Raw genomic sequence first — 15,057 nt, 5'->3', positions numbered from 1 at the left:
TCAGGAAGCCTCCAAATCTGCCATCAGGTCGTCCAGCGCGGCAAGCTGCCGCGCGGTCTCTTGGCGTGCATCGGGACGCGCATCGATCCACGCGCCCAGCTGCGCGACCGTCGGATGCGCCATCGCATCGCGCAGGCTCAGCGTGAGCCCCATCTCGCGATGCAGCCGCGAGACCAGCTGCGTCAGCAACAGCGAGTGCCCGCCAAGCTCGAAGAAGTTGTCGTGGATGCCGACGCGCTCGACGCCGAGCAGCGATTGCCAGATGCCAGCCAGCGCCTGTTCGCGTTCCGTGCGCGGTGCCACGTGGTCATGGCTCGCAAACACCGGCGCCGGCAGCGCGTGGCGATCGAGCTTGCCGTTGACCGTGACGGGCCACTGCGCCATGCCGACGATCTGCGCGGGCACCATATAGGGCGGCAGTGCGGCCGCGAGCATCGCGCGCAGGCCTTCCGTATCGGGCGTCGTGTCGCCGTCGCCCGCCACGTAGGCAACGAGCTGAGATCCCTGGGGTGTCGGCACCGCCAGCACCGCCGCCGCATGCACACCCGCCGCCGCTCGCAGCCGCGCCTCGATCTCGCCCGGCTCGATGCGATACCCGCGAATCTTGATCTGATGGTCGCGGCGCGACACATATTCGATGGCGCCATCGGGACCCTGGCGTACGAGATCGCCGGTGCGATACATGCGCGCGCCGGGCACGAACGGATCTGGCAGGAACAACTCGGCGGTGAGCCCCGGGCGCTGCGCATAGCCGCGCGCAAGGCCATAGCCCCCGATATAGAGCTCGCCGATCACCCCCTGCGGCACCCGATGCAGATCCGCGTCCAGCAGGTACACATGGCGCGAGCCGACGGGCCGGCCGATCGGCGCGTAGGCGGGCGTGCAGGGCGTATCGGCGTCGGCCACCCACGCGAGCGGCGTGACCACGGCTTCGGTCGGACCGTAGCCATTGATCAGCGTGCGCGGGCGGAACGTCTTGCGTACGCGCGCAAAGCTCTCGCGCGAAATCGCCTCGCCGCCGAACGACAGCAGTCGCAGCGGCGGCGCATCCGGATCGGCGGCCTCGGTCAGCCGCATCAGATAGGCCGGCGGGAACCCCGCATTGGTAATGCCGTGGAGCGTAAAGGCGGCGAGCGTCCGTTCCGCGCTCCACAGTTCGTCGTCGCGCAGCACGACCTCCGCGCCGGCCACGAGCGGCACGATCCAGCGCTCGTGAGCACCGTCGAAGCTGAACGACAGGAAGTGCAGCTCGCGCTCGCCCGGCGCCATGCCGTATTGCTCGGCCGTTGCGTGGCAATGCATGGCCAACGGTCCGTGCTCGACGGCCACGGCCTTGGCCTTGCCGGTGGAGCCCGAGGTGTAGATCAGATAAGCCAGCTGCTGGCGCGAGACCTCGGGCAGCGACCCGGGGGAAGGCACAAGACACTCGGCGTCCTCCATGTCGAGCCATGGCACCTTCGCATCGAGGCGCGGACGCAGCGCCCGCGCGCCAAGCAGCAGCTGCACGCGCGCGCCGTCGATCATTTCGTCGATCCGCGCGCGCGGCAGCTCGGGATCGATCGGGAGGTATGCGGCACCGGCCCTGAGCACGGCCAGCAGCCGCACGATCATGCCGGGCGTGCGATCGATCACGACGCCGATCACGGGTTCGTGTGCGGTCACCCGCGAGCGCAGTGCCAGCGCCAGCGCGCCCGATGCGGCATCGAGCCCGGCATAGGTCAGCGTCTGCTCGCCACAGCGCACGGCCACGGCGTCGGGCTGGCTGGCAGCCCGCATTGCGATGGCGACATGCACGGGCGGGGCGTCGCGAAAGCGATCGTCTTCCTCGGTGACGGCGTCCGGCTGTTCGAGCACCAGATCCGCGATGCGCTGGTCCGGCTGCGCGGCGATCCGCTCCAGCGTCGCGACGAAGTGCCGCTGCAACTGCGCGATGCGATCCGCCTCGAACAGCCCGCTCGCATAGTTGAACATCACGTCCAGCGTCTGGTTGCCCGTAATGACCAGCGTCAACGGATAGTTGGTCGTCGAGGCATGATCGACGTCGCCAATGCGCAGACCGTGCTGCTCCCGCTCGCGCAGCGCGGCGTCGATCGGGTAGTTCTCGAACACGAGGATCGAGTCGAACAGCGGCTGCCCGCCCTGATTGGCCCAGCGCTGGATCTCGTACAGGGGCACGTGTTCGTGCTCGCGCAGCGACAGATTCTCCTGCTGCAACGCCTGCAACCACGCATCGATGCGCTGGTCGGGCGAAGGTGCCTGAATCACGGGCAACGTGTTGATAAACAGCCCGAGCATCGTGTCGGCACCGGGCAGCGTCGCCGGGCGGCCCGCCACGGTGGCGCCGAACGCGACCGCACGCTGGCCCGTATAGCGTTGCAGCACGACGATCCATGCGGCCTGTAGCAACGTGTTCAATGTCACGCGCTGTTGCTGTGCCGCGCGTTGCAGCGGCTGGGCATCGATGCGCACACGCTGCACGGCATGGCCCGTCATAGGCTCGGCCGGCGCGGGCAGCGCCTGCGCAAGCAGCGTCGGCGTCTCGAGCGCGGGCAGCCGCTGCTGCCAGAACGCCTCGCTGGCCGACGCATCCTGCGCCTGCAACCAAGCGATATGGTCGCGATAGCGCGTGGCGACGGCCTCCACGGGCTGGCCGTGATACCGCTGCAGAACCTCGCCAATCAGCCGCGCCGTGCTCCAGCCATCGAGCAGCAGATGATGGCTGGTCCAGATCATGCGGTGCCGCGACGCGCCCTGTGCGACCAGCCGCACGCGCATCAGCGGCGCCGTGTCGAGCGAGAACGGACGCGTGCGATCGTGCAGCGCCAGCGCTTCCACATCGCCGTGCGATTCGATCAGGACCGGTGACGGCACGCTGTGCATCACGGCCTGCAGCGGCTTGCCATCGACATGCAGAAAGGCCGTGCGCAGGATATCGTGCGCGGCAATCGTGTCGTTCCACGCGCGGCGCATGCGATCGGCATCGAGTCCCTCCAGATCGACCGCGATCTGGTTCACATACATCCCCGCATCGGGCGTGTAGAGGGCATGGAACAGCATCCCCTGCTGCATCGGCGTCAGCGGATAGATATCGGCGATGGCCGCGCCGGCGAGCGGATCGAGCTGAGCCTGCGTCAGACCGGACAGCGGTACGTCGGACGGCGTCAGCGCGCCGGCGGGAGCCTGCAGGCAATGCGTGACGATCTCTTCGAGCGCCGCGCGCAGCCGCTCGGCAAACGGCGTGAACGCAGGGTCCGCCAGCGTCAGCGTGAACGCCAGCTCGCCATCGCGGACCATGCCGTCGATGACGATCGCATTGCCGACCGGTGCATCGGGATCTCGGCTATCGCCGGCCGGTTCATGCGCGTGGGCAAACATGGCGCCGTCACGCGCATCGAACTGCCCAAGATAGTTGAAGGTAATCGACGGCCGGGCCACGTCCTGCAGTGCGTCGCGCAACAGGCCAAAACCGATGCCGTTCCGCGGCACCGCACGCACGGCTTCCTTGACGCGCTTGATATGCACGCCGAGGTCGTCGTCGATGGGCAGGGCGACCGGGAACAGGCTTGTGAACCAGCCGACCGTGCGCGAGAGATCGATATCGTCGAACAGCGCTTCCCGGCCATGCCCTTCGAGCAGGACCGCGGCCGTATCGAATCCCTGCCATTGCCCGACCGCGCGTGCCACCGCGGCGAGCAGCAGGTCGTTGATCTGCGTCCGGTAGGCGCCATGCGCATCGGTCAGCAACGCACGCGTGGCCGCGGCGGGCAGCGATACCGTTGCCACGGTCGCGTCGCGCAGTCGCACATCGCGGGGCGCGGCAACGGCGGGCCCCTGCTGGGCGCGCCAGAATGAGAGCTCGTGTGCGAGCGAAGCGGCATGGTGCTGCAACTTGCGGGACCATGTCTGGTACGACGAGGTGCGCGCGGGCAGGGCTGCGTCATCGCGGTAGGCTTGCTGGAGGTCTTCCAGCAGAATGCGCCACGACACGCCATCCACCACGAGGTGGTGAATCGCAATGAGCAACCGTTGCGAGCCATCGGGCAACGTGAACAAAGCCACGCGTAACAGCGGGCCGTGCTCCAGATCGAGGCCCCGTTGCGCGCGCGTGCAAGCGTCGGTCAGCGCGTCCGCGGTCACCGCGTCGTGCGTCACGGTCGTGATCGCTGTGTCCGCATACTGCTGGGTCCAGACCCCATCGCGCCCGGCAAACCGCAACCGCAACGCGTCATGATGCGCAACAAGCCGATCCACCGCCGTCTGGAGACGTACGACGTCGAGCGATTGCATTGGCCGCAATAGCACCGCCTGGTTCCAGTGATGCCGCGCGGGAACGTGCGTCTCGAAGAACGCGCGCTGCACCGGCAGTAGCGGCACCTCGCCGCCCGGCGCATCGGACTTCACGGGTGCGGACTGCACGCGGGTGACCACCGCGGCAAGCGCGCGTACCGTCTGATGCAGGAACAGATCCTTGGGCGTGAACCGCAGCCCCACACGCCGTGCACGACTGACGGCCTGGATCGACAGGATCGAATCGCCACCGAGCTCGAAGAAATTATCCGTCACGCCGACGCGTTCGATGCCAAGCACGTCCTGCCAGATCCGCGCGAGCGCCATCTCGGTTTCGTTCGCGGCTTCCGCATGTCCGGCGGCTTCGAACACGGGCGCCGGCAGCGCGCGGCGATCGAGCTTGCCATTCGACGTCACGGGCAGGCGATCCATCGCCACGACCTGCGCCGGCACCATATAGGCGGGCAGTCGCGCCGCGGCAATGCGCAGTACGTCGGCGCCCGCCATCGACGGTGCGAGCACGGCATACGCGATCAGTCGCTCGTCATGAACGATGACGGCGGCATCCACCACGCCTTCGATCGTCCGCAGCATCCGCGCCACCTCGGCGGGCTCGACGCGATAGCCCCGGATCTTGACCTGCTCGTCGGCGCGCCCAAGATAATGCAGCCGGCCATGCCGGCGCCGCACGCGATCGCCGGTGCGGTACATCCGCGCGCCGTGCACGTACGGATCGGGCAGAAAGCGTTCCGCGGTCTGCGCGGGCGCCTCGCGATAACCGCGCGCGAGCTGCAAGCCGCCAATGTAGAGCTCGCCCGCGATGCCTTCGGGTAACGGCGACATACCGGCGTCGAGCACATACGCACGCACGCCGGGCAGCGGCTCGCCGAGCGGCAGGATCGTTTCATCGTCGCCCAGCGCATGGGTCAGCACGCCAACCGTGGTCTCCGTCGGCCCATAGTGATTGAAGATGCGGCAACCCGGCCGCAGCGCCCGCACCTGCGCGATGAGCTCGGCCGGCGCGGCCTCGCCGCCGAGGATCAGTGCCGCATGCGGCAGCACGTCGGCGCCACGCTCGGCATGCAACAGGGCACGCAGATGGCTCGGCACGATCTTGAGCGCGCCGACGCGGTGGCGGGCCATGTATTCGGCAAACCGATCGCCGTCCGTCGCGCGCGACGAGGCGATCAGATGCAAGCAGTGCCCGGCATATAGCGCGCCGAAAAGTACGGTGTGGCCGAGATCGGCCCCGGGCGTCGATACCATCGCCATGCTGGTGCCGGCGGGCAGCGACAGACGCGACAGTACGCCAGCGACATAGTGTGCGAGCGCCTGCCGGCTGACGATCACGCCCTTTGGCGTGCCCGTGGAGCCCGAGGTAAAGATCTGGTACGCACCCTGCTGCGGCAACACCGGTACGTCCGTGAAGCGTTCGCTTGGGGACACGGTCGCGATATCGAGGCCATCGACGCCGAGGTCCGCGTTGCCGATGACGACGCGCGCGTTGGCGGCATCGACGAGTTGCCGGCGGCGTTCCACCGGTTGCGCAATATCGAGCGGCAGCGCCAGGGCACCGGCCTTGAGCGTGCCGATCAGCGCCACGACGAATGGCACCGACCGTTCGAGGTCGATGGCGACCACATCCTCGCGGCCGATGCCGCGTGCCTGCAGGGCGAGCGCCACGCCATTGGCCAGCGCATCGGCCTCGGCGCGGGTCAGCGTTCGCGTGTCGTCGCACAGCGCCACCGCCTGCGCATCGCGCTGGAGCGCGGCGCTCCACGCGGCCATCACGTCCATGGGGGCGTCCGGCAGCGGCGCCGCAACCAGCGCGGGGGTATCGTCGCCGAGCGGCAGCAGCGTGATGGCCGTCTCGGGCGCCGCCGCCACGTGCGCGAGCACGGACAGATAGTGCCGCATCATGCGTTCGACGGTCGCGCGGTCGAACAGATCGGTGGCAAAGGCAAGACGTCCCGCCAGTGCATCGCTGCCATCGATGATATCCAGCGCGAGATCGAAACGCGTCACGTCGCCTTCGATCTGCATGGCCCGCAACGTGTCGCCCGCCAGTGTGGCCGGTGCCGCGACGGGAAGCCCCAGGTTGAACTTGACCTGGAACAGCGGATTGTGGGCAAGCGTGCGGTCGGGCTGCAGCGCGTCCACGACCTCTTCGAACGGCAACGCGAGGTAAGGCTGCACCGCGCGGACCGCGCCGCTCACCTGCCGCAGCAGCGCTTCGAACGGTTGCGCGCCCTCGACCGTGGCGCGAATCGTCTGCGTGCTGATGAAGTAGCCGACCGCGCGCTCGGCCGCGACGCTGTCGCGCAGTGCAAACGGCACGCCGACGCGAATATCGCGTTGGCCGGCGTAGCGATGTAGCAGCGCGTGCCAGGCGGCCAGCAGCACCGTGAACAGCGTCGTCTGCTGCCGGGCCGCCATCTGCCGCAGCCCCGAGGCGAGCGTCGCGTCGATCGAGAAGTCCAGTGCGTCGCCGTGTCCGCTCGGTTGCGCCGGGCGCGGGCGGTCCGTTGGCAGTTCGAGCACCACGGGATCCTTGCCCAGCGTGCGCGTCCAGTAGTCGATGGCATCGGTCCGGCACGCGACAAGCGCGCGTGCATGGCCGGCGGCGATCTCGGTATGTTGCGTCGCGGGCGGCAGCGCGCCGCGTCGCTCGTACAGCGCGCAGAACTCGTCGACCATCACGTTCATCGACCATCCGTCCACGAACAGATGGTGGACGCAGAGGGCAACCCACTCCGCGCCATCCACGATGACACGCAGCACACGAAACGCGGCCTGCGCGGTCAGCGCAAAGGGCTGCTCGCTCCAGCGCCGCACGGCCTGCTCGGCTTCGGCGCGGGTCGCGCAATGCCGGACGTCGATCGGGACGGACGACGCGGGCAGCACGCGCTGCAACGGCTGCGAGCTGCGCTCGACGACGATCCGCGTGCGCAAGGCCACATGGCGTTCGGCCAGCGTATCGATGGCGGTCTGCAGGGCCGCGGTGTCGAAGGGGCCCGAGCGCTGCATGACGCCGCACACGTTGTAGGCGCCGCTTTCGGGGGCCAGGCACCAGAGCACCCATAGTCCGCGTTGGATAGGGGAGAGCGCTGCGTCGGCGTCCGCGCCGCCCACGCGGCCCACGACGCCCACGACCCCCACGACCCCCACGACCCCCACGTCGGACCGCAGACTATCGGCCGCCGCCTCCATCGCATCGATCGCCCCGGCGCAAGCCGCGAGCGTGGGGTGCGCAAACAGCAGCGCCAGCGAGAAACCGGCGTGCAGCCGCTCCCGCACGCGCGCCACGATCTGCGCGGCCTGCACGGAATTGCCACCCAGTGCAAAGAGACTGTCATCGGCGCCGGGCCGCATGCCGAGCACTTCCCGCCAGATATCGGCAAGCCTGGCCTCCGTCGCCGTGAGGTCTCGCGTTTCGCCAGCGGGAGTGAGGAAGGCCGCGTCACCCTCGAACACCGCCCAGGTATCGAGGTCCCCGGCCCGCCATGCGGGCACGCATCGCGAACGCTGGAGCTTGCCGCTGGTCGTGCGCGGCAGTTCGCCGGGCTGAAGCAGCAGCACCAGTGCCGGCGGCTCGCCGCAGTCCTCGGCGACCACCGCACGGATGGCCTGGGCAATCGCCGCTGCCGAGGCGGCATCGTCGCCGCCGCGCATGGCAGTGCGCGCCACTTCCGCCGCAATGCCGATCGACTCGATGCCGTTGTACACATATGGAAACGCCGCGACGCGCCCGCGCCGCACGGCATCGACCGCACCCTCCACGGTCATCTCGACATCCTGCGGGTACACGTTGACGCCGCGCACGATGATCAGATCCTTGCGGCGCCCCGCGACATAGAGCCGGCCGTCGGCGCGGAAGCCCAGGTCGCCGCTGCGTAGCGCACCATCGGCGAAGAACGCCTCGGCGGTGGCATCGGGCCGCTGCCAGTAACCGCGCATGACGCTTGGGCCCTGAATGCAGATTTCGCCGACAGTGCCGTCGGGCAGAGACTGTCCGGTCGTCACGTCGCGGATGTCGACGAGATGGCGGGACGGCGCGAAGCCGCTGGCGACGAGCGCGCTCGCGTCCGCATCGGCGCCCGGCTGCGCGCGGCCCTGCGCCAGTGCGTCCGCATCGAATCGCGCGATATGCGCGCCCGAACCCGCGCGCGATCCCGTGACCAGCAGTGTCGCCTCCGCCATGCCATAGCACGGATACAGCGCGCCAGCCGCAAAACCGGAAGCAGCAAACCGCTCGGCGAACCGCGTCATCGTCTCGGCGCGAATCGGCTCGGCACCGCAGAACGCCAGACGCCAGCAGGACAGGTCCAGCGCGTCGCCGGGCGTCCGGCGAATGCGGTCGACGCACAGGCGGTACGCGAAATCGGGACCGCCGCTGATGGTCGCGCGAAAGCGCGAGATCGCGTCGAGCCAGCGGCGCGGATGGCGCAGGAAGTATCCGGGCGACATCAGCACGAGCCGCGTGCCCGTGTAGAGCGGGTGCATAAGGCCGCCGATCAGGCCCATGTCGTGATACAGCGGCAGCCAGCTCAGCATGACATCGTCGGCGCGCGTGCCGAACGATTCCGCAATCGCGGCCTCGTTGGCCATGATGTTCGCGTGCGAGACCATGACGCCCTTGGGCGAGGCGGTGGAGCCCGATGTGTACTGCAGGAAAGCGATGTCGTCGGCATGGATGGCGTCGAGCGCGTCGGGCAGCGTCGCCGCGACATCGGCGCTGCACGCCACGTCGAGCATGGCAAGCCGCGCGGATTGGCCAGCCCAGGCGTTGGCAAATTCGCCCTCGGTCACCGCCACCCGCGCATCGCAGTCGGCGAGTATGGCGTCGAGCCGCGCCAGATGCTGCGGGCGCAACGACTCGGGCGGAAACGCGGGCACCGCGATCATGCGCGCGAGCAGGCAGCCGAAGAATGCGCTGACGTAGTGGATGCCGGTGTCGAGCACGAGCATCACGCGGTCGCCCGGCTGTGCCATGCCCGCCAGGACGCGCGCGTGGCCTGCGGCGCGTTGCATCAGTTCGCGATAGCTGTAGTCGATGCCATCGGGGTTCGCGTCGTCCACGATCGTGAGCGCGGGCGCGTCGGGGCGCGTCGTCGCCAGATCCAGCAAATGATGAAGCAGCGTCTCGCGCGTCTTGCCAGCCATTGCAGCTCTTCCAGTGAATGCGTCATCTGGTAGACGAGGCAGGGCGGTTTGAATTTAGGCGGGATGCGTGTCTGTCGTGTTGGCGCGCGATTTGGCAAGCGATTTGGCGCAGGTCAGCGGGCAAACGCCGCAATAGTCTTCGTCGGGCAGCCGGTAGTTGAGGCAGCAGACGCGGCGCACGCGGCGCGCATGGCCGTCGCCGCCATCGGCCACGGCAATGGGAGGCAGGTGCCGATAGGCCGGGCCGAGCGCGCCCGCGTTGGCCAGCCAGTGCGCAAGCGCCTCGCGCCGCGCAGGGTCCACGGCCGGGTGGCCACAGAGCACCTGTCCCACGGTCTGCACGAACTCGGCGGCATGGCTCCACAGCACGCGCGGCGACGCGCGCAGCGGCGCCATCGCCTGAAAGAGCGGGGCAAGGTTGTGACGGACCAGCAGGTCGATGGCTGCCACAAAGTCATGGCCGACGACCGTACGCGCGTGCCCAATATGGATACGTTCTGCCCGATAGTCGCGCGCAAGCGACACCTCGATGTCGTCGAGCGCCACCGGCAATGCGCGTTCCAGCACCACCGCGGCGACGAGCACGGGCGGCACGATGGCGAGGCAGTAGCGACGCGTCCACCACGATGCCAGCGCCGGCATATCGGTGGCGCCAAGCACCTTGCCGTAGCCGCGCACGAGTTCGGCAATGCCGTCGATTTCCGCGAGACGCGCGCCAGGCGTGGCTTTCGGCGGCGCTGGCAATGCCGTCAGCCCCTCGCCATAGGCGCGGAGCGGGCCGGGAAAGAACGGTGCGAGTTCTGGCAGCAAGCAAATCTCCGGACGATTGGCGCGGCGCGCCACGCGCACGCACTACTGGTGACGTTTTGGCGCGCCGGAAATTTAGTTGCCGCTAAAAACCCCGCGTCTCCCAAGGGAAAGTGTGTTGCCTGTGCCTGACGCTATACGTAATAATGCGAATTATTCGTATTAACGTTTGCGTTTAGAAAATAATTGGCGCGTTTCTGGTCCTTTTCTAATTTTTCGCACAACAAAGCAGGGGAGCTTTTCATGGGAGCCAAGGTGTCTTGCGCGCGCCGGACGGAAGTCGGGCGCGCGGTCATCGTATTGTTCGCGCTGGCGGGCGGTGCCGCTCACGCGCAGGAAGCGGGCAATGCCGCCAATGCCGCCAATGCCGCCGGTGCGGCCGGGGCCGCGCCCGCCGCGAGCGTGCTGCCACAAGTCACGGTGCGCGCGCCGGTGGAAACGCCGACCGGCCCGCTGGCGGGTTACGTGGCCAAGCGCAGTGCCACGGCGACCAAGACGGACACCACCCTGCTGGAAACGCCGCAGTCCATCAGCGTGATCACGCGCGACCAGATGGAAGACCGTGGCGTGCAGAACCTGTCGGACGCCTTTGCGTACACGGCCGGCATCATCGGCGACAACGTTGCCGAGGGCCGCTACGACAAGCCGGTGATCCGCGGCTTTGCGGCGCGCCAGTATATGGACGGCCTGTACGTCAACTACTACGCCAGCGGCTACCTGATGCCGCGCGTGGAGACCTATGGCCTCGAGCGCGTGGAAATTCTGCGCGGGCCGAGCTCCGTGCTGTACGGCGCCAATGCGCCGGGCGGACTCGTGAACCTGGTCAGCAAGCGTCCGACCGCCGATCCGCTGCGCGAGATCAACCTCCAGTACGGCTCGTACGACCGCAAGCAGGCGAGCTTCGATATCGGCGGGGCGGTGGACGAGAACAAGACCGTCATGTATCGCCTGACCGGCCTGTTCCGCAAGTCCGATACGCAGGTGGACTGGGCCGACGACGATCGCATCTTCATCGCCCCGTCGCTGACCATCCGGCCGAGCGCCGACACCACGTTCACGCTGCTGACCCACTACCAGCACGACAAGCAGGGCACGGCCATCAACTTCCTGCCGCGGCAGGGTTCGGTCACGGATACGGTCGGCGGCCGCCGCATTTCCACCTCGTTCTTCACGGGCGAACCGTCGTTCAATACGTTCGACCGCGAGGAATATGCCATCGGCTACGAGTTCGAGCATCGCTTCAACGACACGTTCCGCGTGCGCCAGAGCGCGCGCTACATGCACTCGAACCTGTTCTACACCGGCGTGTATGCGGTGGGCTGGAACAACGCGGCCCAGACGCTGCTGAATCGCGGCTCGCTGAGCGCGGGCGGTTCGCTCGACACGATCGGCCTGGATACCAACCTCGAGGCCAAGTTCTCCACCGGTCCGATTCGCCATACCGCGATCGTCGGCGTGGACTACCAGCACGGCAGCTTCGACGACCGCCAGGGCTTCGGCACCGTCGGCACGCCGCCGCTGGGGCTGATCAATCCGTTCAATCCCGTCTACGGCGCGACGATCAACCCCATCGCCACCTACACGCTGGTGGACCAGTCGCAGCGCCAGCTCGGCCTGTATTTCCAGGACCAGATGAAGCTGACCGAGCGCCTGACCTTCGTGGCGGGCGGCCGCCAGGACTGGGCCAATGCGAGTACCAACACGCGCCGGCAGACCGCGGCCACGGGCGCGACCACCACGCCGACCAACGCCGGTATCGATCAGAACGACTTCACTTACCGCTTCGGCCTCGTCTATGAGACGCCGGTCGGCCTGGCGCCTTACGCGAGCTATTCCACGTCGTTCCAGCCGCAGGCCGGCGTGAGCGCGCAGGGCACGCCGTTCCAGCCGACCACCGGCAAGCAGACCGAAGTCGGCGTGAAGTTCCAGCCCACCGGCTTCAACAGCTTTGTCACCGCGTCGCTATACGACCTGCGCCAGCAGAACGTGCTGACGCGCGATCCGGCCAACACGCTGTTCCAGATCCAGACGGGCGAGATCCGTTCGCGCGGCTTCGAAATCGACGGCACGTTCGATTTCAACAATGGCTTCAAGGCACTGGCCGCGTACACGTACATGGATCAGGAAGTCACCAAGAGCAACAACACGGACCTCGGCAAGACGCCGACCAACCGTCCGCGCCATGTCGCCTCGCTGTGGGTGGACTACACCCAGCGCACGGGCTGGGCCAAGGGCCTGGGCGGCGGCGTCGGCGTGCGCTATATCGGCAAGAGCTACGGCGACGCGCTCAATACGTTCGAGGTGCCCGAGGTCTGGCTGATGGACGCCGCGCTCCATTACACGCTGGACCAGCACTGGCGCTTCTCGATCACCGCGAACAACCTGCTCGACAAGGAATACGTCGGCCAGTGCGGGAGCGCCACCACCTGCTACTACGGCTATCGCCGCAACGTGATCGGCACGGCGACCTATCGTTTCTGATGTTGCTGATCGTAATACGCTGAAATACGCGTCGTCAGGCGCGGAAATGGGAGGAAAGGGCAGGGAAGGGGTAATTCGCGGCCGGTGTCGTTCGTCATCCCAGATAACGAACGCCATCACGGACCCGCGCATGACCGCTTCCCCTGCTTCCGCCTCGTCGTCTCCGCCCCCCACCGCGCCGACCGCGCCCGCCGCGCCTGACGCCCCATCGGCATCGGCGCGATTGTCGCTCCGGCACGTGCTGTTCCAGGCGTCCGGCCGGCTGCTCGTGCTCGGCACCGTCGCCAGCCTCGGCGGCGGCGCGGCGGCCGTCGGACTGGTCGCAACCATCAACGCGGCATTGCGCACGCCGCCCGACGCGCTGGCCGCGCTGGGCCTGCGCTTCGCCGTGCTCGCGGTGCTCGTGCTGGTTTGCCGCACGGTCTCGCTGATGCTGTTTGTCCGTCTGAACCAGACCGTGCTCGCGCGCCTGCGCGAACATGTCGGCGCGCGCCTGCTGGCCGCGCCGTATCGCGATCTGGAACGTCTGGGCGGCGGCAAGGGCATGGCGTTGCTGGGCGAGGACACCAATCAGGTGGCCACGCTGCTTGTTGCCATGCCATTCATCGTGATGAACGGCACCATCGTCGTGGGCTGCCTGAGCTACCTCGCATGGCTGTCGTGGCAGGTGTTCCTGCTGTCGCTGGTGGCCGTGTTCGGCGGGTCGCTCTGTTACCGCGCCAGCCGCAAGCGTTCCCAGCGCGCGCTGCGCGAAGCCGCGCAATGGCAGGATGTGCTGACCGGACATTTCAGCGCGATCTTCAGCGGTGCCAAGGAACTCAAGCTCAATCGCGCGCGCGCCGCGGCGTTTCTGGGCGGCCCGCTGGCCGATGCCATCGACCGCGTGCGCGCGCATCGCACGGCGGGCCTGTCGCTGCTATACCTGTCGCTGACCATCGGCAGCACGCTGTTCTTCGTGGTCATCGGCATCATCCTGTTCGTGCTGCAACGCCCGCTGGGCGCCGATGCGGCCGTGGCCAGCGGCTACACGCTGGTGTTCCTCTACATGATGGCGCCGCTGGAAGGGCTGCTCAACAGCCTGCCGCAGATGAACCTGGCGCGCGTGGCGTGCCAGCGCATCGAGCAGGCTGCGGCATCGCTCGATGCCGATCATGCGGCGCCGATGCAGGCCACGGTGAATGGCGCCATCGAACCGTTCCGCGAGCTCGCCCTGCATGGTGTCACCCATCGCTATCACCGCGAAGCGGAGGACGCCTCGTTCCTGCTCGGCCCCATCGACATGTCGCTGCGCGCGGGGGAGGTGGTCTTCCTCGTGGGTGGCAACGGCAGCGGCAAGACCACGCTGGCCAAGCTGCTGGTAGGGCTTTATGCGCCCGAGGGCGGCCACGTCGGCATGAACGGCCGCATGCTGTCCGGCGGCGCCGGGGCCGCCACGCACCGCGAGCAATGTACGGCCGTGTTCTCCGACTTCCATCTGTTCGACAGCCTCGTCGGGCTCGCGGGCGAAGGCATCGATGCGCGCGCCAACCGGCTTATCGCGCGGCTCCAGCTGCAGCACAAGGTGTCGGTCGCCAACGGCATGTTCTCCACGCGCGCGTTGTCGCAGGGCCAGCGCAAGCGGCTCGCGCTCGTGGCGGCCTGCCTCGAGGACCGTCCGGTGATCGTGCTCGACGAATGGGCCGCCGACCAGGACCCTGCCTTCAAGGCGATCTTCTATCGCGAGATCCTTGGCGAACTGCGGGCGCAGGGCAAGGCCGTGCTCGTGATCTCGCACGACGACCGCTACTTCGACGCCGCGGACCGCATGGTCTGGATCGAGAACGGCCGGCTGACCGATACACCGCCCGCCACCGGCGCGGACACGCACGCGAACGCGCGTGTCGCCTGAACGAATGTTTGCAATCGCTAGCCGGATAAACGCCGCCACATCACGGCGTGTGAGTACAATGACACGACAAGTGCCAGCCTTGAGGCCGGTGTTGGAACGGGTAATTGGGAGTCATTCGTGGGAGAACTGCACAAGACGGGCAACGATCCCGTTTGGGATGCGGCGCTTGGCTGGGTCATGTTGATGCGCGACCAGCAACTGGACGCCACGGCCGAACAACGGCTGCTGGAATGGCTGGGGACATCGCCCCGCCATGCGGAGCAATTCAGGCAGGCCCTCGTGGTCTGGCAGGTCACGGGGAAGCTGTCGCCCGAACTGACCGCGGCCCTCGATCCGCAACGCCCCGCGCAGGGGAACGATGCCGCGGCGCGCTAGGCCGTCGCTCGGAAGTTTCCTGCCGCTTTTCCGATAAGCCGGGGCACGGTCAGCCC

Annotated in this window: 5 protein-coding genes; 3 read left to right on the top strand and 2 right to left on the bottom strand. The window is 67.9% G+C overall.

All coding sequences use genetic code 11. The annotated features are described in order from the left end of the window. Both AAHB16_RS18485 and fhuF read right to left on the bottom strand, forming a co-directional pair. On the bottom strand, positions 1–9,450 hold the full coding sequence (locus tag AAHB16_RS18485; protein ID WP_342051648.1) for an amino acid adenylation domain-containing protein: 9,450 nt from the start codon (positions 9,448–9,450) through the stop codon (positions 1–3). 54 nt (positions 9,451–9,504) lie between these two features. After that, positions 9,505–10,260: a siderophore-iron reductase FhuF gene (gene fhuF / locus AAHB16_RS18480; protein WP_342051647.1), complete on the bottom strand. Its 756-nt coding sequence runs from the start codon at positions 10,258–10,260 to the stop codon at positions 9,505–9,507. A 240-nt stretch (positions 10,261–10,500) separates the two neighbouring features. Here fhuF and AAHB16_RS18475 point away from each other — a divergent pair, with 240 nt between their 5' ends. The 3 genes from AAHB16_RS18475 (at position 10,501) to AAHB16_RS18465 (ending at position 15,001) form a co-directional block, all read left to right on the top strand. Then, on the top strand, positions 10,501–12,738 hold the full coding sequence (locus tag AAHB16_RS18475; protein WP_150375215.1) for a TonB-dependent siderophore receptor: 2,238 nt from the start codon (positions 10,501–10,503) through the stop codon (positions 12,736–12,738). A gap of 130 nt (positions 12,739–12,868) precedes the next feature. Beyond that, positions 12,869–14,626 carry a cyclic peptide export ABC transporter gene (locus AAHB16_RS18470; protein WP_342051646.1) on the top strand — a complete coding sequence of 586 codons (1,758 nt, stop codon included), beginning with the start codon at positions 12,869–12,871 and terminating at the stop codon, positions 14,624–14,626. Positions 14,627–14,743: 117 nt separating this feature from the next. Beyond that, complete coding sequence (locus AAHB16_RS18465) at positions 14,744–15,001, top strand: FecR/PupR family sigma factor regulator (RefSeq protein WP_150375213.1); 258 nt, start codon at positions 14,744–14,746, stop codon at positions 14,999–15,001. The last annotated feature ends 56 nt before the right edge of the window (positions 15,002–15,057 follow it).

The organism is Cupriavidus sp. OTU4054, assembly GCF_038440175.1.
In the GTDB taxonomy this organism is placed as follows: Bacteria; Pseudomonadota; Gammaproteobacteria; order Burkholderiales; family Burkholderiaceae; genus Cupriavidus; species Cupriavidus pauculus_D.
Note: the sequence above shows the minus strand (reverse complement) of the source record. Positions and strands in the feature narration are given on the sequence as shown.